The organism is Pseudomonas costantinii (assembly GCF_001870435.1).
In the GTDB taxonomy this organism is placed as follows: Bacteria; Pseudomonadota; Gammaproteobacteria; order Pseudomonadales; family Pseudomonadaceae; genus Aquipseudomonas; species Aquipseudomonas costantinii.
Genome location: NZ_MDDR01000052.1, coordinates 114,460 through 137,828, shown reverse-complemented (window position 1 = coordinate 137,828; position 23,369 = coordinate 114,460). Strand labels below are relative to the sequence as shown.

Sequence of the window (23,369 nt, the reverse complement as noted above, 5' to 3'; positions counted from 1 at the left end):
CGATCAGCAGTCTTTTCTCTGGGTATCCAGATCTTCCATGTACTGGTAGTAAGCGTCTTTCCACTCTGTTACGAGTTTCTCGTACTCATCTTTGATGAACGGCGGCTTTTCAAATGACTTGTAGTCCGCAACCCGAATAGTCAGCCAGTCGGATAGTTCACCGGATTTTTCGCCTAGCGCTGTTTTTGTTAACAGCATCAACGAATAGCCAGCCCGGGAGAATGCCTCAACGTAAGAAGGTTTTTTCTCTGCGAATCCAGGTGAGGCGCTGCCAGTTGTTAGAGAAGCGAGGGCCGCCATGAAGTTGTCACTTTTAATCCTGGCGTATTCCTCTCTTTTATCGATCCGGCTGACACAACTGAGCTTCTCACTTGATCTGGTTGTTTGTGCACTACTAGCCAAGGTGACGACGCTCGTCGCCAACACTCCGGCCAGAGTCATTAGAGAAGAAAAGGCCGCAATTTTGAATGCGATCTTCAAGTCGGTCCCGGTTTTGTCTTTTGATCCTGCTGATGCCATTTCAGTTATCCCGTGAAAAAGCGGCATTGAAAGGGTTCAGCACCAGAAACGCAACGTAACCCGCATTTGCGGGCTTTTTTATGCCTGTAAAGCGGGCGACACATACCCAAGGGGTGCATCAACGTGGCAGAAGAAAACGAAATCGACCTGGAAAACCCGGCAATCAAGGCCGCGATCGCGACTGCTGTTGAAGCATCAGTTTCGGGTTTGAAAACCAAGAACTCAGAACTGCTAGGCAAGCTGAAGGAAACCTCCGGCAAGCTGACCCAGTTCGAAACCCAGTTCGAAGGCATCGACATCGATGCAGTGAAAGGCCTGCTCAGTCGTGCCGGGCAGGACGAAGAAACCAAGCTGCTGACCGAGGGCAAGGTGGACGAGGTGTTCAATAGGCGCACCGAACGCCTGCGTGGCGACTACGACAAGCAACTGAAGACCATCAGCGAACGCGCCGAGAAAGCTGAGTCCTTCGCTGCCAAGTTCCAGGGCAAAGTCCTGGGCGACTCGGTGCGCGGTGCAGCGCTGAAAGCCGGCGCTCTGCCAGAAGCAACCGACGACATCATCCTGCGCGCCAAAGGCGTGTTCACTCTTAACGAAGATGGCGATGCAGTCGCCGTTGATGAATCCGGCCAGGTCATCCTCGGTAAAGACGGCAAGACCCCTCTGACTCCGCTCGAATGGGCGGAATCTCTGCGCGAAAGCGCACCTCATCTGTGGCCAAGGGCTTCAGGGACATTTGCCCCGGGCGGGGGTGGCGGCAAGGCTGCATTCAAGCGCTCCGAAATGACCTCCGAGCAGAAGCGCGACTTTCAGCGCAAGCACGGCCAAACCGCATATCTCGCATTGCCAAAGTAAGGGGATTGACCCATGGCTACAACCGTTAACAGCGACCTGATCATCTATAACGATGAGGCGCAAACCGCATACCTGGAGCGTGTCCAGGACAACCTGGATGTGTTCAACGCATCGTCCAACGGCGCAATGGTGCTGGACAACGAGCTGATCGAAGGCGACTTCCGCAAGCGCGCTCTCTACAAGCTGAACGGCTCCTTGGAGCACCGCGACGTCAACTCCGACGGCAAGGTAACTGCGAAGAAGATCAGCGCTGGTGAAGCTGTCGGCGTTAAGGCTCCATGGAAGTACGGCCCGTACCAGACCACCGAAGAGGCGTTCAAGCGCCGCGGTCGTCCGGTCGAGGAGTTCTCCCAGATCGTCGGGGCTGACGTTGCAGACGCGACCCTGGAAGGTTTCATCCAGTACGCAACTGCTGGTCTGCGCGCCGCCATCGGCTCCAACGCCGACATGGTGGTCTCGGCCAACATCGAAACCGACGGCAAGAAGACGCTGACCCGCGGCATGCGCAAGTTTGGCGACAAGTTCGGCCGGATCGCACTGTGGGTTATGCACTCCAGCGCCTACTTCGACATCGTCGACGAAGCCATCACCAACAAGATCTACGAAGAAGCTGGTGTTGTGATCTACGGCGGCCTGCCTGGCACCCTTGGCAAGCCGGTACTGGTGACCGACACCGCGCCGGCGGACGTGATCTTCGGCTTGCTGCCGAACGCGGTCACCATCACCGAGTCGCAGGCCCCAGGGTTTCGTTCCTACGAAGTGAACGACGAAGAAAACCTGAGTATCGGTTACCGGGCTGAAGGCACCGTGAACATCGACGTGCTGGGTTACAGCTGGAAAGCAACCACCGGTGGTTCCAACCCAACCCTGGCTGCGGTCGGTTCCGCTGCTAACTGGGTCAAGCACGCGGGCAGCAACAAGGTCACCGCCGGCGTGATGATCAAGCTGACTGCAACGCCTCCTGTTACCGGCGGCTAAGTCTAAAACTCAACGCGCGGTCAGCGATGGCCGCCTTGGAGAAACACATGGAACTGACTTATAGCAATCAGCTTGACGGCTTTGACCCCGAGAAGCGCTACCGCAATCCGGAACACTTCGATAAGCCAGAAGCAGGTGTGACCAGCGTGCTGGTGATTGGCAATTGGCCTAGCGTGGTTGATGCGTATGAAACGGCTGGTATCGACGTGTTGGTGACGGAGGTTAAGCGGGCGCAGATTGTTGGCACTGCCAATCAATCCGAACTGGAACAAATCATCACAGCTTTGCGTGCGGAACATGCATCGATTCAGATCCTGGTTGACGGACTGAACGCTGGCGAGATTCATCGTCCCGAAGTCGGTGAGCTGGCAAACCGTCTGTTTGATGTACTCGGCACCATCCATGTTTCGGTTGGTGAACTGTCTACCGAGCGCGATGGGCTGCTCTCTACCGTAGATGCGCTTCGCGGCGAGATCGAAGTACTGAAGAAAGCTGCCGCTACGCCGCTGGCTGATGAGGCTGGCGAAATCGCTTCGCTGAAAGCAAAGCTTGATGAAGCGAGGGTGCAGTACCGTGCCAACGCCTCGAAAGAGTCCCTGGAAAGACTCGTAGCTGAGTTGCCCAAGGAGTAATACTGCTGGCTGCTGGTGATCAGGCTGCCAATCTTCAAACCATTCCAGCGAGTTGACGCATGACACTCATTATCGAGGACGGCACCGGCAAGCCTGACGCCGAAAGCTACGCGAGCGCCGAGGACCTGGCCATGTACGCCGTGAAGTTCGGCACGGTCATCCCCTCTGGTGTTCCGGCGCAGGAAGCGTTGCTGCGCCGGGCCGCCTTGGCAATGGATGGCATGACCTGGAAGGGGCGCAAGACCAGCAGCGAGCAGGGCTTGTCCTGGCCGCGGCGGGAAGTGCTGCTGGATCACGAGATCAAGCCGAACAACTACCTCCCGGCGCGCATTCTGTACGGGCAGATGGCCTTGGCCGCTGAGATTCATCAGGACGACATCGACCCGGTAGAGAAGCGAAAAGGCGCAGTGTTGCTGGATCGTGTTGAAGGGGCGGTGACGCGGCAGTACGCCGCAATCCCTTCCACCAGCAACCGACTGCTGCCAGCGGCTCCGGATCGGCCGAGCGCTACGCAGTTTGCCGACTACCTACAAAAGCGCGGGCTGTTCGCAGTGCGCGCATAGTTGCAACGGAGACCACCATGGCCACCTTCTACGATGAAATGGCCGTGATGGCTCTGGATATGATCACAGAATTTGGCCAGCCCGTGACCATCAGCAAGACTGTGCCGGGCGAGTACGACCCGGATATCGGCGGCGATGCCCCGGGCGCCACTGTCGAGCAAACCGCCCAAGGCATCCTGCTCGACTTCACCGGCCTCGAATTCCAAAACAACAGCCTCATCCGGCAGGGCGACAAGAAGCTGAAGATCGCCGCGCAGGGATTGGCCTGGGTTCCCGGCCTGCTCGACAAGGTGGTCGCTCAGGGACGTACCTGGTCAATCGTTCCCCCGCTGAAAGAGGTCAACCCAGCCGGTACGCCGATCCTGTATGAGCTGCAGGTGCGGTCATGAGCAAATACTCAGGCCTCAACGGCAGCTTTGCTGAGAACATCCGCCAGTTCGCCGAGCAGGCTCAGGCAGGTCTCGACGCCACCTTCCGCGAAATCGTGATTGAGATTGGCAGCAGCGTTATACGCATGTCACCGGTGGGCAACACTGAGATTTGGGCGGCCAACGTCGCGCATCGTCAGGCCAACACTGAGGCGGCCGATGCCTACGACGCGCATGTTGAAGTGCGCAACGTGATCAAGTCGTTGACGCCGAGCAACTTCACCAAGTCCGGCAAGCTGAAGCGCGGCGTGAAGTATGCCAAGCCGCTGACCAAGACCGAGCGTGACCAGAACTTCAATGTGAACGGGCTGGTGGCTGGCAAGGGGTATGTCGGCGGGCGGTTTCGTGGGAACTGGCAGTTTTCCATCGATACGCCAGCTGATGGTGTGCTTGATCAGATTGATCGCTCCGGTAACGTCAGTATTGCGGTGCTGAAGGCTCAGGTCGAAGCACTAACGATTGGGCAGACGGCGTACATCGTGAATAACCTCCCGTACTCTATTCCTTTGGAATATGGCCATAGCAAGCAGGTTCCTCCCGGAGGGATGGTTCGTACGACCATTGCCCGCTTCCAGCAGATCGTCGATGAAGCCATCAGGAACAACAAGGTATGAGCCACAACATCATCGCCTCAATCTACGAGGCCAAGCTGATCGCCTGGGCGAAAGCGTTGCCGGTACCGCTAAAGGTGGTCGTCGAGAACGAGGCCTACACGCCCGCTGACGGGGCGACTTACCTGAGGGCCTTCACGCTGCCGGGTGACACCGCGAGCAACACGCTCGGCGGCGACCACAAGCTGTACACCGGCGTGTTTCAAATCAGCATCGTGACGCCTTCCGGCAAATATCGCGGTGCAGCCGGCGGGCTGGCAGACCAGATTGCAGCACTGTTCCCGTTGTACGAACGGAATACAAAGGGAGCGCTGACCGTGGTGAACATGAGTCCGGTTGATCCCGGCCCAGGCATTCCCGACGACACCACGTTCACCGTGCCCGTCTCGTTCATGTACCGCGCTGACACCAATTAATCCGCCCATTGGGCAAACCCAGAACCCGCCATTGAGCGGGTTTTGTCATTTCTGAAAAGAGGAAAAACCCATGGGCTTCAAAATTCCCAATGGCGGCAAGTTCCAGCACGCCGCAACCTATGAGGTTGCGCTGCCGTTCACTGCCATCTCCAACGCATCTGAGGCGGTGGCCACTGTCGTCGGCGCTGATTTCGACGCTGGCGATATCGTCTTGCTCAGCTCAGGCTGGAGCCAACTGGATAACAAGGTTGTTCGCGTGAAATCCGCAACCGCCACGGCGATCACCCTGGAAGCGATCGATACCACAGACACGCAGATCTTCCCGGCTGGCAACGGCGCCGGAACCATGCGAAAGGTGCTCACCTGGGTGCAAATTCCGCAGGTCACTGACCTGGCTTTCTCCGGTGGCGAGCAGAACTATCTGGACGTGGTGTTCCTTGAGGACGATCAGGGCAAACAGATGCCGACCGACAAGTCCGCCGCCAGCATGGTGTTGACCATCGCCGATGACCCGACTCAGGCCTTCAATGCGGTGCTGCTCAAGGCCGATGCGGGCAAGCAGGTGCAGGCAGCGCGGCTCAACCTCCCAGGCAACGACACGCTGCTCTATGGGGCCTACACCTCGTTCTCGAAACAGCCGGCTGTCTCTCGCAACAACCTACTGACCCGCACCGTGAACTTGGCGTTGCAGTCCGAGCCAACCCGCTACCTGTCGGTGGTGTAACCCATGGCCAAGTTCACGCTTATCCAAAACCCGACCTTCAAGGCCGACGTTATGCTCCCGACAGTTGGCGGCGAACCGGTGAAGGTGGGGTTTGAGTTCAAGTATCGCGACCGAACCGAGTTGGCAGATTTGTACGCTGACTGGGGCGAGCGGCATAAGGCTCTGGGTCTGAAGTCGGAAGAGGTGGGGTTGAAGCAGTTCACCACCTTGCTGATCGATCTTCAGGTGGAGCAGCTCAAGGCAATCGTCGCCGGCTGGGATGTTGACGAAGACTTCACCGACGAAAATCTTCGCATCTTAGTCAGCTCCATCAGCGCCACGCCAAGCGCGGTGCTGGGGGCTTACTCCGACGCGTTTAGCAAGGCTCGCCTGGGAAACTCCTAAGCGCCGCACGCACCCTCTACGAGCAAGGGCCTTCGGCTGAAGAACTGAAGACCTTCGGCTTCATGGTGGGCGACCTGACCGGGCAAGACTGCGAAATCTGGCCTGACAACTGGCAGGCCTTCCTACTCTTCGAAGCGCTGAGTACCCAGTGGCGTACAGGCGCGTGCGGCGCTACCGGCTTGGATTACACGTCAATTCGCGATGTCGCGGGCTTCCTCGGTTTAACCCGGACCCAGGCCACCGACGTTTTCCCGGATATCCGCATCATGGAAGCCGAAGCCCTGCAGGTGATGGCGGAACAGAGGGACAGTAAATGAGCACCAACTTCACGTCCCTGGGCATCGAGGTCAATTCGTCGTCGGCGGTCAAGGCCGCTGATGACCTCGACAAACTGGTCACAGCTGCAGAAGGCGCCGAAAAGGCGGTGGATGGACTCGGCAAGGCCAGCACTGGCCTGGCAGACACAGGCAAGAAGGTGGCGCAGGCCGAGGCCGAGGCGGCACAGGGAATTGATAAGTCGACTGGCGCCAGCGAGCGCCAGGCCGAGGCGAGACGGAAATCAGGCGCAAGCGCTACCAGCGAAATCGCCATCATCAGCCAGCTCGACAAGGCGATGTCCAGCAACATCTCCAGCATGGAGTCTTTGGTTCAGGCGGAAGGATTGCTTGAGCGCGCTCGGAAGGGTGGCCTGGTCACCATCGAGCAGCAGGAGGCTTATCAGGAACGGCTCGGCAAATCTTTTGACCGAATTGAGAAGGCTGAAGCCAAGGAGCTCGCGCAGAAACAGCGGCTGATCGATGCCGAGAACCGCCAGATTGAGGCCCTGAAGCGCACCGTCAATAGCATTGATCCGATGGTTGCGAAGTTGGCCAAGCTGGAGGCGCAGGAAAAGGCGCTCAACGACTTGCACAAGGCCGGCGGCATCGACGCCGGAACTTACGCAGACAGGCTGGCAAAAATCGGCAAAGACAGGTCCGGCCTGACCGCTACAGAAACTGCATTCGACAAGCTGAAGCTAGGCACCCGCCAGGCACAAGAAAATGTCATGCAACTGACCAACGCCCTGTCTTCTGGGGATATTGGCAGTGGGGCAAGGGCCATTGCTCAGCTCGGCGCCGGCGCTGGAGCGTCTGCCAAAAGCATGGCGGCATTGCTTCTTCCTGCAGGTCTTCTCGCCGGAGTACTCGGCGGTCTCGCCTATGCCTACTTCGATGCGATGAAGCAGGCCCGGGCGTTCAACGCCGCAATCAATGGTGGCTCGAACGACGCAGGTCAGAGCGTTGCCAGCCTTAAGGCCATGAGCGAATCGGCTGGCGTGCTGACCGGCAATCTATCCGGTGCACGCGAGGCCGTTATAGAGCTGGCTTCCGGTGCGGCTACCAGCGGCGTCCAGATGCAGAATCTGGCGCAAGCGGCGGCTGCCATTGGCGAGGTAACAGGGAAGGGCGCGGGCGATATCGCCAAGTCCCTGGCCAATGCTGGCGATACCGCAACGGAGGCGGCGGCCAAGATTAGCGACCAGTACGGCCTGCTGACCTACGAACAGTACGAGGTGATCAAGGGCATTGATGATCAGGGAGATCACCAGCGAGCGCTTGATGTCCTGAGTGAAAGCTTGAATTTGTCGGCGCAGGAGCGGCTGAAGGCCTATCGCGCTTCTCTGTCGGATGTTGAGCGCGATTGGGACAACATCAAGATCGCAATTACCGGTGCCTATGGCGCCATTCGCTCGGAGGCTTTCCCGGATCTGGCCAAACAGATCGAGATCACCCAGCGTGTGCTCGATACACGCAAGGGCGGTGGTGTTGCCGGCGCGGTATCGAATGGGCTCAGCTCGCTTAACTCGTTCTTAGGGTTGGACGAGGGTGAAAACGATGATTCCACTGCTGCGCTGGAGAAGAAGCTTGCCGGGCTCAAGGCGCGCCAGTCAGCCAGTGAAAGCCTCGCTGCGACCACCGGTGAAACAACGCACGCGAACAAGGAACTGATCGCTGTCCAGAAGGAGCTGGACAAGCAGATGCTGGACCTGGATCCGCTCGCAAAGCGCCAGGAAGCCTACAAAAAGCTGAATGACAAGTTCACGAAGCTTTATCAAGAATCGGAGAAAACCGGGCAAAAATCGGCATTGCTCAATGGTGTCGAATTCGACGGAAAGAAATTCTCAGGAGGCGCCTACGACAAGCTGAAATCGGCTATCGATGAGAAGGACAAGGATCCGAAAGCCGCGACGGGCAGTGTTGACCTCACAGGTTTCAATGATGCCAAGAACAACTTGGCGGCTATTTCTGCCGACTACAAAAACTATCAGAAGGAACTGGAAGCTGCGCAAAAGGCGGGGCTGGTGTCAGAAGCCGACTACCTGCTACGGCGCCAAGCACTCATCGGTAACGAACGGGACCAAGCAACGGCAGCCTACGAGGCAGAGATATCCGTGCTGGAGGCTGCCAAGGGTAAGAAGACCACCACGGCCGCGCAAAGCATCCAGCTTGACCAGAAGATCGCTGACGCGCGCGCAGGGATGGTCAAGGCGCAGAAGGATGCCGATAGCCAGCTTGAGGTTCTGGCGACAAACGAGACCGGGCGCCTAGCCAAGCAAGAGCGGGCGATCAGTACCTACGTACAGGCTTTGGGTCAGCAACAGCGAGCTCTGGAGCTGGCCGGGCAACGTGCCGTGCTGGGCGTTGGTCAGGGCGATCGCCAAAACGCACTCAGCGGCGAACTGAACAGTCAGCAAGACCGGTTTGCTCAGCAGGCGTTGGAGCTGGCCAACCAGAAGTCTGACCCGTCTCGCAATATGTCGGAGGAAGAGTTCAAGCGTAAGTCGCAGGCTCTCGCCGATGCGAACAAGGCAGCCACCGACCAGATCCGGCAGAACTATGCCGACGTGGAGAATGCCCAAGGTGACTGGACGAAGGGCGCGACGGCTGCGTGGGACAACTATCTGGATTCGGCTAGGAACATTGCGGGACAGACGAAGAGTTTGTTCGGCAACGCTTTCGGCTCCATGGAGGATTCGCTCGTTAACTTCGCCGTCACCGGCAAGGCGTCCTTTGCTGACTTCACCAAGTCGATCTTGGCGGATATGGCACGCATTGCCACTCGACAGGCGAGCTCGGCGTTACTGGGCAGCCTGGTTGGCGCAGCGACAAGCTATTTCGCAGGAGGTGGCTCGACTCCAACGTCAGCGGGCTCCACTCAAGCTGGGTACACCGGTGTCGACTTCTCTGGTTACAGAGCGGCGGGCGGTCCAGTCGATCCGAGCTCTCTGTACCAGGTGAACGAACTAGGTCCCGAGCTCTACAACGAGGGCGGGAAGTCTTACCTGATGACCGGTACCAACGGAGGGAGCGTGACGCCGCTCTCTACTGGCAGAGGGCCTGGGATGGCTGCAATGTCTGGTGGCGGGGGCACGACGCAAATCAATGTCGAGGTTCATATCGACGGTGACGGCAATGCGTCGTCATCGGCAGACGCTCCTGGTTACGACCTGTTCGGTAAGGAACTGGCCGCGTTCGTCGAGCAGAAGTACCAGCAGATGCGTAACAAAGACATGGGCCAGGGCGGCGTCATCAGCAATGCAATCAAGGGGCGCTAATGGCAATCGAACGATTCACCTGGGCAACAGAGAAGGGCGCGGAGGGTGATATCACTCAGCGCGTTCGCTCCAAGAAGTTCGGAGATGGTTATGAGCAGTCCGTAGAGGATGGGGTCAACAATCAATCTGAATCTTGGCCTGTGACCTTCACCGGTATGGAAGCCAAGATCAAGCTGATCAGGAAGTTCCTCGACCGGCACAAGGGTGCAAAAGGATTTCTCTGGACGCCCCCCCTTGGCGTGCTTGGGCTCTACAAATGCACCGGCTACAAACCTGTGCACCGAGGCGGCCAGGTCTATGCCATCACCGCTACGTTCCAGCAAACCTTTCACCCCTGAGATAACCGCACATGGCACTGATCACGGACATCCAGAAACTGGAGCCCGGCGGCGAAATTCGCCTGTTCGAAATTGACGGGACCGAATACGGCGCGGATTACTTGCGTTTCCACGGTCACGCCATCCCGCACACGCCGGAGGAACTGCTGGCCTACGAGCATTCGGAAGAGGATCTTCCGGCCAAGTCGATTTGGTGGCAGGGCGAGGAGTACGCGGCCTGGCCGGTACAGATTGAGGGTATTTCCTCGAGCAGCGACGGCACCGCCTCTCGGCCGACATTCGCCGCTGGGAACATCAATGGTCGCGTCACGGCGTTGTGCCTCGCCTTCGAAGACATGCTGAAGTTCAAGCTGACGGTTCGCGAGACTCTGGCGCAGTACCTGGACGCGGCCAACTACCCCGAGGGCAACCCGGCTGCTGACCCGACCCAGGAGGCGCTTGAGATCTGGTACATCGACCAGAAAACCAGCGAGGACGGTGAGGCGGTGGTCTGGGAGTTGTCTTCCCCGGGCGAGATCGACAACCACGGTCTGCCTGGCAGGCAGATGACGACGTTTTGCCACTGGGCAATGACCAATGGCTACCGGGGGCCGGATTGCGGCTACACCGGTGCGGCCATGTTCGATGATGAGGACAACCCCACGGACGATCCCGCCAAGGATCAGTGCAAGGGCTGCCTCTCGTCCTGCAAGTTGCGCTTCGGCGAGAACAACGAACTGTCTTTCGGCGGATTCCCCGCCGTATCCCTTATTGCCCGGAGCTGACCATGCGCAAGCACATCATTGCGGCCATCCAGGCGCACGCGGCAGCCGAGTACCCGCGCGAGTGCTGCGGCCTGCTGCTGGCCGTCGGTAGGGCGCAGAAGTACGTCCCGTGTCGAAACATCGCCACGGAGCCTAACGAAGAGTTCCGTCTTGATCCCGAGGATTACGCTGCTGCGGAAGACCAAGGCGAGGTGATCGGGATTGTTCACTCCCATCCGGACGCCACAAGCAGGCCGTCACCGCACGACTTGGCCATGTGCGAGGCCACGGCCTTGCCCTGGCACATATTATCGTGGCCTGAAGGGGACTTGCGCACGGTCATGCCCTCCGGCAGCACGCCGTTACTCAAACGACCATTTGTTCATGGGGTATGGGACTGTTGGGCGATATGCGCCGAGTGGTACCAGCGTGAATGGGGGATTGAGTTTGAAGCCTTCCAGCGCACCGATGGCTGGTGGGAGAGTGCGGAGAACGCAAGCCTATACGAGCAGCACTACGAGGCCGCCGGCTTTGTACGCGTCGACCGACCGCAGCGCGGTGACATGATCGTTATGCAGGTTGGCCGGACGGCGCATCCTAATCATGCAGGGATCTATCTGGGCACTGATCCGGCGCTACCCGACGAAGAGTCAGGCACTTTCGGCCCTGGGCCGTTCCTGCTGCATCACCTATACGGCAGGCCGTCCGAGATCATCGTCTATGGCGGGCCCTGGCATGACCGAACGCGCCTGATCCTGAGGCATAAAGTCGTCGCCTAGGTTGTATGCCTGAACAGTATCGACTCGTCACGACAATCTACTTATCCTAGATTATTTGATACGAGATCAAATCATGTTGCCCGAGCCAAGGCTGGCGCTAAACGAACTACTCAAGGAGCGAACCCTGCTCTGGCATAAGATTGCTGAAAATCATTATGTTGACGAGTTTGAGGTTCGGCGACTTTTTAATAAGCTTGATCGGCTGATAACAGATCCCGGTGCCGAGTTCAGTATTGCACCAGCCGCTTTGCATGAGCAGGCATATCTTTACGCTTACCAAATGAAAACCTCTAACGCCCTGCGGTTGTTTGAAGATGCTCGCCGTGCGGGACTTGATGGGCTTGCCGTATCAATTTCTACGGCCCATGCTTTATATATTTGTGGCGAGGTCGAAATGTCCAGGGAAGAGATATTGCGTACTGACTATTCTGATGCGAATAACAGGGGGCTGTCAGGGCTGGCTGATACCTGCGTTCATACTGGCTTGCTGAAAATGGCCAGGGATCTTTACATTCGGTCTGGAAAACAGGGTGGCGAAGTAAGCACTCAAGTTTTGCGTGCGGCCGAAATAATGGACCAGATTGGCGCGACGGATGAACAAGTAATGCGCAGGATCGCGACGGCTGCAAAAATTATCAAGTCTATGTCTGCGCATCCGTTCATTGCATTTGACCTGTTCGCTATGCAGGGCGAGGGAATCCTCTACCGCTTCGTAGTGAATGGGAGTACTGAAAGGCTGGTCGAGATTGATATGGCAATTGATGAGGCATTAATCGCTGATTTCGATGAGGAAATTGATGACGTATTGTCGATTGGGATTGCGCCTTATGAGTTCGGTTCGAATATGTTAGCTGCGGATGGTTATTATGTCGGTGTGTAGTGATGATCTGTTGTTGTTAGCCGAGTCACTTATTGGAAGTAAGGATGAGGTTGGCAATCGTGCGAGCATAAGCAGAAGTTATTATGCACTGTACCATGAGGCTACAATAGCCGCATCGGCGCTCTCTTTAAAAAGCAATCCAGATGTAAAAACAAGTCACGATAAATTAATTTCGCGCTTTACCGGTGCGACTAAAGGTCTTGCCTCAATTGGGCGCGGCATTCTCAAGCAAAAGCGATTGCGTGCAATGGCTGACTATGAGATCGGCTCAGATCTCAATGCGTCCGAGGCGAGGTTCCATTTGGCTACAAGCAAGCGGCTTGTAAGTGACTTGCGAAGGATCGCTGATCCTGCGAACTCTTAAGATCTTTGCTGGATCAGGTCTTGAACAGAGTTTTCCTGTTATCCGCCACCCTGCTACAGTCCCGCCAAACCAAAGAGGGAACGACATGCGGATTTTTGCTGTGATGTGCGAGGACCATTGATGTGATGCTGTGTTAGAGCGCAAGAGACTTTGGCAGTTTTATATGGAAGAGCGAGAAATCGCGAGTAGCTCCTATTGATTGCTGGCGCTGATCATGGCCGAATGATAGCTTTCAACCGTATTAATTTTTTTCCACGGAGTGGATGTGCCAGCCCTTATTCCCCAATTGGTCAATGCTGCACTCGATCCTCATACATCGGTTGCCAGCTTGCTAAGGCATGCGCTAGTAGCGGCAAATAGGCTTAGTCTCGTTGACCTGGCCGATTGGATGAGTTCGGAACTCAATGGCTACAAAACCGCTTCACTGCCGGAGTATAGAAAGCTCCGTGGCACTCTCATTTGTGAGCACGAATTTGGGGGGTGGATGCCTTTAGAGGTCACGCATGCGGCAACCCTTAATATGGTGTCTCAGCGACCGTTCTATCAGTCCATCCCGGAATTAGAGCGATTAACTAGCAGCGGCGGGCCTTTCGTCGTTTTTTTTCCTCCAAAGAATGAAGTTTACTTACGCTCATTAATGAGGCCACCGACTAGGCCGGCAGTGGAAATACAGGCGAGCCAGATATTTGGCCTAATAGAGCTAGTTCGTAGCAGAATATTACAGTGGGCACTAGACCTTGAGTCCAAAGGGGTTATGGGTGAAGGTATGTCGTTTACATTGCAGGAGCGTCAGATCGTGGCTGCACAGCACTACCATTTTGGCGATGTTACTGGATCTCAAATTCAAATTGGCTCGAGTGGGTCGAATCAGTCCATCGCACCCGGTGACAGCACGGGAGCAATGAATGCGTTAATCAACCTGCTTCGTGATGTTCTAGCTCGGAACGAGATTGATGGCGATGTGGCTGCCGAGTTGGTTGCCGAGCTCAAGACTCTGGAAGCTCAAGCCGAATCACCACGGCCTAAGGCATCAATTATCAGAGAAACCGCGCTGAGTATTCAGAGGGTCTTAGAGGGGGTTGCCGGTAACGTATTAGCGACCGCCGCTCCATTGATTTATTCGCTGGTGAGTTGATGCCAGCCCAGTCCCGCGCTGGGCTTTTTGCTTTAAACATTCCGAGGAGTTCGCCGATCCTTGAGTACGGAATCTAGGTCTCGTGCTAATTGGTCGGCGAGAATTCCGAGGATTGTCCATATGGCCATTGAGCGGGTGCGGATGACAATCGCATGCGTCTCCTCATCCTCTCCTTCGGGCTCATAAGGCGTGAAATTCTTCTGATACACGGCGAACCCGATCGGCTCGCTGATTTTGAAGAATTTTGCTAGCAGAGGCTGCAAGCGCACTGGTTCGTTTCGATGTCCTACCGCGTTGCGAAGGTTATTTAGCGCCTTAATCGAATCCCATAGTTCAGGCTCCATAGCTGAACCCACGATTGCCCTGCAGAGCTCCGTAGCAGTGCCGAAAGTAAAAATATCGTTTCGGCTATAAGGGCGAGAGTATTGGGCTACCCCAGCGGCTATCAGATCATGCAATTGCTCCTCGACAATCATGTGGCCGCGTAGCACTGCCGACAGCAGTTCACTGTCCCGTTCGAAGGTGCGATGAAACTGCGCGGTCTTCTTCTCGATGTCCTTTGCGAAAAGTTCTCTTTTCATAGTCTTCTTTGCTTGGGTAGCTTCACAACTAGCCCGGCGGGCCGGGCTTGGTGATTCGATTTAGTTATGGTGATCACCACCATTATCGGGTCTTCATTGCGGCATCGGTGGCCAGCTTTTGGACTCTTCGACTACGTTGGCGATTACTTCTTCGATGGTTGTCTTTTCGCCGCGAGCCTCGGCATGAAAAAGATCAATTATTGCGTTGAGCATTATTTCCTGTGTGACGCCATGCTTCGCTGCTTCGCCTTGTAGATTTTCGATGGTGCTTTTCGGTAACGCTAGGACTAGGTCTTTCTTGCCCTCAGCGACTAGCGCCATTTCTAAAACCTCGGGCTGGTCATCAACATCCTGCAGTTTTTCCACTTCACAACCGAGTGCTTTAGAGAGCTTGACTAATGCGGTCATGCGAGGAACCGAGGTGCCCATCTCATACCGTCCTATTTGAGGAACGCTTAAGCCACTCGCCTTCGCAAGATCGCGCTGTGTCATTCCCGCGTCTGCGCGGAGGCGGACGAGCCGGGAAGGGAAGCCTTTCGGGTGGTACATGCTGATTCCATACTGTGGTGTGGAAAACATGATGTTCGCGAAACATTGTCAGCGCAAGAAGATGATGGCAAATGATGTTGACTAGACGTCGTAAATGATGCGTAATGATGTCTAGTGATTGTTAAGGAGGTTTTATGAGGTCGGAAAAATCGCGATACCCGCTCAGCTTGGAGGCATCTGTGAAAGTGCAGGCAGAAGGTGAAGCAAAGAAAAATCGACGCAGTTTGAATGCCGAACTCGGACTGTTAATCGAGGAGGGACTGAAATGGAGGGAGCAAACGAGCAAGCAGGCAGTAGCCTAAAACGAAGAAACCCCGGCTTGCAGGCCAGGGCTTCGGGTAACGAGATCAACTACCAGGAAGAAATCGTCATGAGCGATATTAGCACAACCGTTTCGAATGTCATCCCGTTCAATTTCGGCAAGCAGCAGGTGCGTACGCTGCTGATTGATGATCAGCCGTGGTTCGTGGCTAACGATGTTTCTGCTGCGCTTCAGTACAGCGAAGCGTCGGCGATGACTCGGCATTTGGACGACGATGAAAAGGGTCTGTCGATTGTGCAGACCCTTGGCGGCGATCAGGAAATGCTGGTCATCAACGAGTCAGGCCTTTACTCGGCAATCCTGCGCAGCCGTAAGGCTGAAGCCAAACGCTTTAAGAAGTGGGTCACCGCTGAAGTCCTCCCGGCGATTCGCAAGCAGGGCAGCTACCAAGATTCCAGCAATAAAATGAAGGCGCTGATGGATGATCTGGTCGACATGACCGAGACGAATGCACTGAAGGGCTTGGCGCGCCACAAGGTGGCACATCTTCCAGCCTCCATTCAGCGCAGTGCTTCCGCTCGTATTTATTCGGCAGTGCACACACGTTTCAACGTGCCGCGTCTTGAGCTTATCCCTGCAAGCCAGTTCGAGTCGGCGTGCAACTTCATCGCGGCCTACGCCGTTCTTGAGGGAGAGTTCATTCCGAAGGGGAACGGCAAGCCATTCGACATCCCGGAGAAGCTTGGCCAGTGTGAGCGCTATCTCGTCAGCGCAGATCCTCACGGCAATCGGCAGGTCACGCCGGTGCCAATGGGGGCGTTCGTCCTGACTCGGCAGCAGTTCATGCAGTCAATGCTTGTTGATCGAGATATGCCAGTTTCCACAGCGGAGATGTTCGAGTTTGTAGCGCTGGCGACCGAAAACCTGCGCTACCGCTTTCTGTTCCAGGCTGCCCGGAGGGACGCAGCATGAGCATGGAACTTGTCACACTAAAAATTACCGGCACGTCACCGCTGATGATGCACAGCGACAAGCTGGCCAACCCTTTGAATCCAGCAACAAAGGCTCACAAGGAATTGACCGGTAAGCGCAAGAAGACGGACGACGATCATCTTGCCATTGCTCGCTCTGAGTTTATCGCTGGTGCCTACCACGATGAAAAGCTTGGCTTTTTTGTGCCAGGTGCGAATTTCGATGCGACGTTCTTGGCTGGCGCGAAGCTCCAAAAGCTGGGCACTCAATGGAAGCGCGGAGCGGTTGTGATGACTGACAAGGCGAAGCTTGAGTTCTCTGGCCCGACAACGCCTGACTCTCTTTGGGAGGATCAGCGGTTCGTTGACTGCCGCGGAGTAAAAGTTGGTCAAGCCAAGATCATGCGATACCGCCCGATCTTTCTTGAGTGGGCCGTGGAGCTGGAAGTTGCAATCAACGCTGACGTACTCAACATCGAGGAAGCAAAAAAAGCGATCACTGATTCTGGCCTGTTGATTGGGGTCTGTGAATACAGACCGCGCTTCGGTCGCTTCGAGGTGGAATATGTCTGAGTTGACAAAGCACCCGAGCTATAAGCAAGCCGTTGAAGACTTCCTCAAGGAGTTCAAATACGGTGATTTGGTCGGACATGAATGGCTGGAGGCTCGTTTCGGCATGCCGTCAATGACCGATTCGAAGTCGCTGACTGTTGAGAAGTTTCGTGAGCGTCAGTTCGAGTGGCTGGCGAACGTCGAGGCATTCAAGTCGGACTTGCTCAAACATCATCAAGTCTGCCTTCAGTCAGTGCGCGGGCGTGGTTATCGATGGGTGCCGCCTCATGAGCAGACAGAAGTTGCGGTAACTGAGTTGGGCCGGAATGTCAGGAAGGCGTTTCGCGGGAGTGGAGAAAAGCTGAGAAATTTGAGGATTACGGAGCTTACCGATGATCAGCGACGGGCAAACCTTGACGCTGTTGCAAAGTTTTCCGCGCTCCAGGGCATGACTCGAAAGGCTCTTGGTTAATAGCAGCGTAATATCCTTTCTATGAGAGGGCATTGCGGTGCGAATGCATCATGTGGCGTGGCGAGACAAGGTTGGGCGAGGTCTGGTTAGGTCGGGCATGTCTAGGTGAGGGCTGACAACAGCGTAATGCCGATTGGAATCAGTCGGCATTGCGGTGGCAGAAGCCGCTGGCAGGTTCTGGTCCGGCAAGTCGCGGCTAGGCCCGGCGGGGTGTGATTTGATTTGGTATGGGCTGATAACAGCGTAATGTCTCTTCTTGGAGGAGGCATTGCAGTTTTAGAAGGTTTCGATTGACATGGCCCGCATTGCGGGCTTTCGTGTTGCTCTCTGCCTGGTGATAAAGTCTCGCCATATCTCAACGAGGGAGCGACATGAAACTGTTCGTAGGATTTTTTTTTATTTTGAGCTTGGTCGGCTGCTCTAGTTCGCCCATATCTGCCGACAAGGCCGATCCGGTGCCAAGCTCTCGGCTTTATGCCTTCGCTGCAAAGTCCGATTCTCAACTCATTGTTACCCGAGATGGCGGGATGTTTGGATCTGGATGCAATTACCGTTTCTATATCAATGGGGAGCTTGCTGCCGAATTCTCCTCGGGGGAGGTGGCCAGGTTTGGTGTTAAGGCCGGCCGAGTAGTGCTTGGCGCGAAGCCAAGCGCAGCTTGCGGGGGAGGGATGATGGTTGAGCGCGATGTCGAAATAAAAAGCGGAGAAGTTTTGAGAAGAAGAATATCCATGTCGCCCGGCGGTCCAGATATATCAGCTACCGCTTATTGATCCCATTAAGCCCGCTACAGCGGGTTTTTTTTCGCCTGGAGAAAACTATGTCAGCACTCGCAATTAATTATCAGCCGATGACTACCATCTTGCTTTATGGGCAGCTTAGGCAATTTGGAAGATCTTTCAGGTTGTCAGTTAAGTCCCCAGCCGAGGCTATCAAGGCGCTATGCGTACAGATCCCTGGCTTCGAGCGGTTCCTGTCGAACGCCAAGTCTCGCGGCATTGAGTTTGCCGTGTTTCGAGGGTCAAAAAATCTTGCAGAAAAAGAATTAGGATTTGGCGGTTCCGGAGAAATCCGTATAGCGCCTGTAATTACGGGCCGAAAGCGCGCAGGCCTGATGCAGACCATTTTGGGCGCCATATTGATTGTGGTAGGTTTTTTTGCTTTCGGGTCGACAACAACTACAGGCGCAGCGCTCATAGCGGGCGGTATCGGTAGTGCTGCTGGGGGCGTAATCCAAATGCTTAGTCCGCAGGCGGCAGGCCTCAAGATGAGCGCTGCGCCCGAAAACCAGCCTGGATATGCATTTGGCTCGGCGCAGAACACAACTGCATCCGGCAACCCGGTCCCGCTCTGCTACGGCAAGCGCAGGGTCGGCGGGGCGATTATTAGCGCCGCGATATACGCCGAAGACCAGATGTAGACATCACTTTAAGCGTCGCAGCCGCCCACGAGGCGGTTTTTTATTGCCTGGAGAAAAGCATGGGCGCAGCACAAAAGATCGATATACACGGCGCCAAAGGCGGCGAAGGTAAACCAAAAACGCCGACTGAGGCCCCGGACAGTCTGCGCTCTGTTGCTATCGCAAAAATGCTCATTGCCGTGGGCGAGGGTGAGTTCGAGGGCACGCCAACTGCCAAAGACATCTATCTCGACAACACGCCCCTGCAAGACCCTCAAGGCAACATAAATTTCCCGAACGTGAAGTGGGAGTGGCGCACCGGTGCCGTGGACCAGAGCTATATCCAGGGCATCCCTTCGGTCGAGAACGAGACCACGATCAGTACCGAGCTGCGCAGCGGGACACCGTGGGTACGGGCCATCAGCAATACCCAGCTTTCCGCTGTTCGCGTCCGTTTTGCGTGGCCTGTGCTTCAGTCCGTGGACTCTGGTGGCAACGTCAATGGCTACCGGATTGAATACAAGGTTGAGCTGGCCACCGATGGCGGCGCCTATCAGCAGGTGCTGAGCGAGGCTGTCGACGGCAAGACCACCAGCCTGTACGAGCGCACGCGCCGTATCAATTTGCCGAAGGCCACTTCTGGTTGGCTGATGCGGATCACTCGCCTGACCGCGAATCAGAACAACAACAAAATCTCCGACACGATGCAAATTGCCGGCTTCACCGAGGTGATCGACGCGAAGATCCGCTACCCGAATACTGCGCTGCTTTACATCGAGTTCTCGGCCGAGCAGTTCCGCAGCATTCCTGCCGTTACCGTCGAGACCAAACTGAAGAAGATGCAGGTGCCGAGCAACTACGACCCAGTGTCGCGCACCTACTCGGGCGTCTGGGATGGCACGTTTAAGCAGGCTTGGACCGACAACGCGGTCTGGATGACCTACGACATCAGTACCGCCGACCGCTTCGGCCTGGGTCGCCGCATCAAGCCGTGGATGGTTGATATTTGGGAGTTGTATCGTATTTCCCAATACTGCGACCAGTTGGTGCCGGACGGGAAGGGGGGCCTGGAACCGCGCTTCATCTGCAACTTGAACCTGCAGAGCAAAGCCGATGCCTGGTCACTGCTGCGTGACATATCGGCGATCTACCGAGGCATGACCTACTGGGCCCAGGGCCAGGTCTTCACCCTGTCGGATATGCCGCGTGCCACTGACTTCGACTTCGCCTATACCAGGGCCAACGTCCTTGACGGTAAGTTCACCTACTCCAGCGCGTCGGAGCGTACCCGGTACACCCGGGCGCTGATCAGCTACGACAACCCGCTGAACAACTACGACACCGATGTCACTGCTGTGACCGATGCAAAGCTCCAGCGGCGCTATGGTGACAATCCGCTGGAGATCAGCGCAATTGGTTGTACCCGCGAGTCCGAGGCCCAGCGCCGCGGCAAGTGGGCGCTGCTGACCAACTCCAAGGATCGGGCGGTTACCTTCAAGGTCGGCCTCGACGGTCGCATCCCGCTTCCTGGTTACGTGATCCCCATTGCTGACGAACTGCTTGCAGGTCGGCCGGTGGGTGGCCGTATCTCGGCGGTGAACGGAAAGGTCATCACCCTGGACCGTGACACCCAGGCCAAGCCCGGCGACCGGTTGATCCTCAACTTGCCAGACGGCAAGTGCGAGGGGCGCACGGTGCAACTGGTCAGTGGCCGACAGGTCACCGTAACCCTGGCCTACTCCGTACCACCGGAGCGTGAACTAGTGTGGGCGCTGGACGCCGACGATCTGGCGATCCCGCTTTACCGGGTGGTCAGCGTGGCGCGGCCAGAGCCCGGCGTATTTGAAATCTCAGCCGTGCAGTACGACCCCAGCAAGTTCGATCACATCGACACCGGCGCCCGGTTGGAAGAGCGGCCTATCAGCGTTGTACCGATCACCGTAGTTCCTGCCCCGACGAGCGTCGACATCACGTCGAACTACTCCGTGGACCAGGGCCTGGCAATCAGCACCATGAATATCTCGTGGCCTGCTGTGGCTGGCGCAGTGGCTTATGACGTGGAGTGGCGCAAGGACAGCGGAAACTGGATCAAGCTGCAGCGCACCGGCTCTACCAGCGTTGACGTCACCGGCATTTACTCGGGCGCATATCTCGCCCGTGTTCGGTCGGTGAGCGCGTTCGAGATTTCGTCCATTTGGAAGAGCTCCAATCTGACCAACCTGGAAGGGAAGGTCGGCCTCCCGCCGGCCGTGGCGTTCCTGTCCACCACTAGCGAGCTGTTCGGCATTGGCATTCGCTGGGGTTTCCCGGCTGACGCCGAGGATACCCAGCGCACCGAGCTCTGGTATGGACAGGCTAATGATCTGTCGGTGGCGACCAAACTCGCAGACTTGGCGCACCCCCAAGCGAATTACAGCATGCAGGCCCTAAAGGCCGGCGCGCAGTTCTTCTTCTGGGCTCGCCTGGTCGACCGTACCGGTAACGTTGGCCCGTTCTATCCCGTCGGTAACGGCGTGATGGGGATGGCAAGTGCCGATGCGGCGCCGGTGCTGGATTTGATCGCCGGGCAGATTGGGCGTACGGAGCTGGGCAAGGACATCACGGACGAGATCGACAAGATCCCAGGGCTGCAGGCGCAGATCGACGCGCTCGATGGGTTGTCCGCCTACGACCCGGAGTCGACCTACCTTGAGTTTGACCTAGTGGTGGTTGGTAAGCGGATCTACCAGGCCACCGGCCCGGTACCCGTCGATACGCCACCACCGAATGCCAACTACTGGCAGGACGTGGGTCAGGCGGTGGTCACTGCCAATGGCCTTGCGCGTCAAGTTGAGATCAATACCACCAGCATCACCGAACTGGACGGGGTGGTCACGGCTCAGGCGTCAAGTCTTCAGGCGTTGCAATCGGCTTATCGGGACGACACGGGGGAGGGGGATCTGGTTGATGCACTCCAGGGCTACAACGCCTCGGCGAGTTTCGCGCAGGAAGTGAAGACGCAGGCCACGAAGAACGCAGCCATGGTGCAGCGGCAGACCGAACTTACTGCAGAGGTGGGCGACGTCGCCGGCACCGTAACTGATCTGGAAAGAGTTGTGGTCACTGATCGGGAGGCGACTGCCCAGGCCATCCAGCAGGTCGGCGTGAAGATCGGCGAAAACACGGCTGATATCCAGACCGTGAGCAAGGCCCAAGCAGACACAGACGGCAAGCTCTCAACGATGTGGTCCGTGAAGATGCAGCTCAATGCGAATGGCCAGTACGTCGCGGCAGGCATCGGGCTTGGTATCGAGAACGTAGATGGTCAGTTGCAGAGCCAGTTCCTGGTGAGCGCCGACAGGTTCGCCGTGGTGAACAACATCAATGGCGTGCTTTCTACACCATTCACCGTGCAGAACGGCCAGGTGTTCATGCGATCTGCCTTCATCGAGGACGGCAGCATCTCGATGCTGAAGATCGGTGAGGCTCTGCAGTCCAACAACTACGTCGCTGGCGTTCAGGGGTGGCGTTTGGATAAGGCCGGGAACCTTGAGTTCAACGGTCCGGCACCTGGTGGTGGACGCCTGACGATGACCAATCGTGCGATCAAGGTGTACGACGAAAACAACGTCAAGCGGGTGCAGCTAGGGGATCTGACAGCATGATCGCAGGAATCAGAATATGGGGGCCTACTGGCCTCCTTGAATTGGATGAGAACTCTTTCACTGTGAGGGTTGTTTATTCTGGCCTCGTTGCTCGTACTCCAGGGGGTGGGAGAAATACCTATATTGCAATTCCGGGGGTAAGCCCGGCTACGCACTCAGCTATATGCATTCCAGTTGGGGCATACCCGCAAGACCCCAGTGCACAAAATGCTTATGCAGTTCAGTACGAGCCTCAGGTAGCTGACGGTGGAGTTTATGTTTGGTTTGGTAACAGGCTTCATGCCCAGGGTGCCACAGGTCTATCCACGCAGAGACTGTTAGTGATGAGGTATAGATAAATGGCTTACGGATTGGAATATAAAAATAACAATGATGTCGTCACTCTGGATTCTGAGTTTTCGAGGCTGGTTGTTTTGCAGTCCGGAAGATACTCAGGTGGAGTGACTTTTTCACCTGCAATAACAACGGATGAGCCGCCGCTTGTATTTGTGAGACCGGATGCTTCCGTGACTTTCCAGTATGTAACGATAGGTGGCGGACCGGGCAATTGGACAGGGTTTTCTTATATTGGAGGTGGTGCTGGAAAATATTTCTGTGCAGCCTTCAAGTCAAGAGAGACTGAAACCTATGGCCTGAGGCTGTGGGATGGCTCTACTAACTTGTTGTTTGATAGTGGAACGCCTTGCGCTCAGTTTACGAGGGTGATCTCAAGCTGGGCATATGCCGGCTCGGTTGGTACCGGGCAGCCTGGACAATATAAGACAAGCTGGACTGCCCCGTCACCGCTAGATACTGGGGATTACATGCTGATAAATACAATCGGTATGGATGTTGCTGGGGCCTCAACCAGATACGCGAAGCTTTACTGTGTTTGGGATTATGGGGGGAATCAGGTTGTTCCATTTATTGTTGGCGTGAACAATTCTACGCTGGGATTTTTCGTTCCTATAGCATTTGCTAAACCCATATCTTAGCGAGCGATAAGTTACACAAAATCT

27 protein-coding genes are annotated in these 23,369 nt (G+C 56.3%); 24 read left to right on the top strand and 3 right to left on the bottom strand.

The window, feature by feature from the left end:
- Positions 1-3: 3 nt before the first annotated feature.
- Complete coding sequence (locus tag BFL40_RS27510) at positions 4-519, bottom strand: hypothetical protein (RefSeq protein WP_071486888.1); 516 nt, start codon at positions 517-519, stop codon at positions 4-6.
- A 123-nt stretch (positions 520-642) separates the two neighbouring features.
- Between BFL40_RS27510 and BFL40_RS27505 the strand changes: the two genes are divergently transcribed.
- The 17 genes from BFL40_RS27505 (at position 643) to BFL40_RS27430 (ending at position 13,941) form a co-directional block, all read left to right on the top strand.
- Entirely contained in the window at positions 643-1,371 is a 729-nt protein-coding gene (locus BFL40_RS27505; protein WP_017479625.1) for a hypothetical protein, read from the top strand.
- Between the two features lie 12 nt (positions 1,372-1,383).
- Positions 1,384-2,349, top strand: coding sequence for a major capsid protein (locus BFL40_RS27500; protein WP_071486887.1), 966 nt, complete (start codon positions 1,384-1,386; stop codon positions 2,347-2,349).
- Positions 2,350-2,396: 47 nt separating this feature from the next.
- A complete protein-coding gene (locus BFL40_RS27495) occupies positions 2,397-2,981 on the top strand; it encodes a hypothetical protein (protein ID WP_071486886.1) in 585 nt (194 codons plus the stop codon).
- Between the two features lie 59 nt (positions 2,982-3,040).
- Complete coding sequence (locus BFL40_RS27490; protein ID WP_071486885.1) at positions 3,041-3,544, top strand: DnaT-like ssDNA-binding protein; 504 nt, start codon at positions 3,041-3,043, stop codon at positions 3,542-3,544.
- A gap of 17 nt (positions 3,545-3,561) precedes the next feature.
- Positions 3,562-3,933 carry a hypothetical protein gene (locus tag BFL40_RS27485; protein WP_071486884.1) on the top strand — a complete coding sequence of 124 codons (372 nt, stop codon included), beginning with the start codon at positions 3,562-3,564 and terminating at the stop codon, positions 3,931-3,933.
- Positions 3,930-4,586, top strand: a complete 657-nt coding sequence (locus tag BFL40_RS27480; RefSeq protein WP_071486883.1) for a hypothetical protein — start codon at positions 3,930-3,932, stop codon at positions 4,584-4,586. Before BFL40_RS27485 ends, BFL40_RS27480 begins: the two co-directional genes overlap by 4 nt.
- A complete protein-coding gene (locus BFL40_RS27475; protein WP_071486882.1) occupies positions 4,583-4,999 on the top strand; it encodes a phage tail terminator-like protein in 417 nt (138 codons plus the stop codon). The genes BFL40_RS27480 and BFL40_RS27475 overlap by 4 nt, the downstream gene beginning before the upstream one ends.
- Positions 5,000-5,069: 70 nt before the next feature.
- The gene (locus tag BFL40_RS27470; RefSeq protein ID WP_071486881.1) at positions 5,070-5,723 is read left to right on the top strand and encodes a phage tail protein; all 654 of its coding nucleotides are present in this window, start codon (positions 5,070-5,072) and stop codon (positions 5,721-5,723) included.
- Positions 5,724-5,726: 3 nt separating this feature from the next.
- Positions 5,727-6,107, top strand: a complete 381-nt coding sequence (locus BFL40_RS27465) for a phage tail assembly chaperone (protein ID WP_071486880.1) — start codon at positions 5,727-5,729, stop codon at positions 6,105-6,107.
- A gap of 62 nt (positions 6,108-6,169) precedes the next feature.
- Positions 6,170-6,424, top strand: coding sequence for a DUF1799 domain-containing protein (locus tag BFL40_RS27460; RefSeq protein ID WP_071486879.1), 255 nt, complete (start codon positions 6,170-6,172; stop codon positions 6,422-6,424).
- A complete protein-coding gene (locus tag BFL40_RS27455) occupies positions 6,421-9,702 on the top strand; it encodes a phage tail tape measure protein (protein ID WP_071486878.1) in 3,282 nt (1,093 codons plus the stop codon). Before BFL40_RS27460 ends, BFL40_RS27455 begins: the two co-directional genes overlap by 4 nt.
- Positions 9,702-10,040 carry a phage tail protein gene (locus BFL40_RS27450; RefSeq protein ID WP_071486877.1) on the top strand — a complete coding sequence of 113 codons (339 nt, stop codon included), beginning with the start codon at positions 9,702-9,704 and terminating at the stop codon, positions 10,038-10,040. Before BFL40_RS27455 ends, BFL40_RS27450 begins: the two co-directional genes overlap by 1 nt.
- 11 nt (positions 10,041-10,051) lie before the next feature.
- Complete coding sequence (locus tag BFL40_RS27445) at positions 10,052-10,804, top strand: phage minor tail protein L (protein WP_071486876.1); 753 nt, start codon at positions 10,052-10,054, stop codon at positions 10,802-10,804.
- 2 nt (positions 10,805-10,806) lie between these two features.
- Positions 10,807-11,562: a C40 family peptidase gene (locus tag BFL40_RS27440; protein ID WP_071486875.1), complete on the top strand. Its 756-nt coding sequence runs from the start codon at positions 10,807-10,809 to the stop codon at positions 11,560-11,562.
- 73 nt (positions 11,563-11,635) lie between these two features.
- Positions 11,636-12,442, top strand: a complete 807-nt coding sequence (locus BFL40_RS27435; protein ID WP_071486874.1) for a hypothetical protein — start codon at positions 11,636-11,638, stop codon at positions 12,440-12,442.
- Positions 12,429-12,806 carry a hypothetical protein gene (locus tag BFL40_RS33910; RefSeq protein ID WP_139213545.1) on the top strand — a complete coding sequence of 126 codons (378 nt, stop codon included), beginning with the start codon at positions 12,429-12,431 and terminating at the stop codon, positions 12,804-12,806. Before BFL40_RS27435 ends, BFL40_RS33910 begins: the two co-directional genes overlap by 14 nt.
- A 265-nt stretch (positions 12,807-13,071) precedes the next feature.
- Entirely contained in the window at positions 13,072-13,941 is an 870-nt protein-coding gene (locus tag BFL40_RS27430) for an AbiTii domain-containing protein (RefSeq protein WP_083374604.1), read from the top strand.
- Positions 13,942-13,973: 32 nt separating this feature from the next.
- On the opposite strand, the gene BFL40_RS27425 is transcribed toward BFL40_RS27430, so the two are convergent.
- The gene (locus BFL40_RS27425; RefSeq protein WP_071486873.1) at positions 13,974-14,522 is read right to left on the bottom strand and encodes a hypothetical protein; all 549 of its coding nucleotides are present in this window, start codon (positions 14,520-14,522) and stop codon (positions 13,974-13,976) included.
- 93 nt (positions 14,523-14,615) lie between these two features.
- Complete coding sequence (locus tag BFL40_RS27420; protein WP_071486872.1) at positions 14,616-15,071, bottom strand: helix-turn-helix domain-containing protein; 456 nt, start codon at positions 15,069-15,071, stop codon at positions 14,616-14,618.
- A 265-nt stretch (positions 15,072-15,336) separates the two neighbouring features.
- Here BFL40_RS27420 and BFL40_RS27415 point away from each other — a divergent pair, with 265 nt between their 5' ends.
- The 7 genes from BFL40_RS27415 to BFL40_RS33375 all read left to right on the top strand — a co-directional run bounded on the left by BFL40_RS27415 (position 15,337) and on the right by BFL40_RS33375 (position 23,345).
- Complete coding sequence (locus BFL40_RS27415; protein WP_328587037.1) at positions 15,337-16,305, top strand: BRO family protein; 969 nt, start codon at positions 15,337-15,339, stop codon at positions 16,303-16,305.
- Positions 16,302-16,877: a hypothetical protein gene (locus BFL40_RS27410; RefSeq protein ID WP_071486871.1), complete on the top strand. Its 576-nt coding sequence runs from the start codon at positions 16,302-16,304 to the stop codon at positions 16,875-16,877. Before BFL40_RS27415 ends, BFL40_RS27410 begins: the two co-directional genes overlap by 4 nt.
- Positions 16,870-17,328, top strand: coding sequence for a hypothetical protein (locus tag BFL40_RS27405; RefSeq protein WP_071486870.1), 459 nt, complete (start codon positions 16,870-16,872; stop codon positions 17,326-17,328). The genes BFL40_RS27410 and BFL40_RS27405 overlap by 8 nt, the downstream gene beginning before the upstream one ends.
- 371 nt (positions 17,329-17,699) lie before the next feature.
- Entirely contained in the window at positions 17,700-18,101 is a 402-nt protein-coding gene (locus tag BFL40_RS27400) for a hypothetical protein (protein WP_071486869.1), read from the top strand.
- A 47-nt stretch (positions 18,102-18,148) separates the two neighbouring features.
- On the top strand, positions 18,149-18,748 hold the full coding sequence (locus BFL40_RS27395; protein WP_071486868.1) for a tail assembly protein: 600 nt from the start codon (positions 18,149-18,151) through the stop codon (positions 18,746-18,748).
- Between the two features lie 59 nt (positions 18,749-18,807).
- A complete protein-coding gene (locus BFL40_RS27390; protein ID WP_071486867.1) occupies positions 18,808-22,371 on the top strand; it encodes a TipJ family phage tail tip protein in 3,564 nt (1,187 codons plus the stop codon).
- A gap of 338 nt (positions 22,372-22,709) precedes the next feature.
- Positions 22,710-23,345 (top strand): hypothetical protein, encoded by a 636-nt coding sequence (locus tag BFL40_RS33375; protein ID WP_074851761.1) that lies wholly within the window; start codon positions 22,710-22,712, stop codon positions 23,343-23,345.
- Positions 23,346-23,369: the final 24 nt, after the last annotated feature.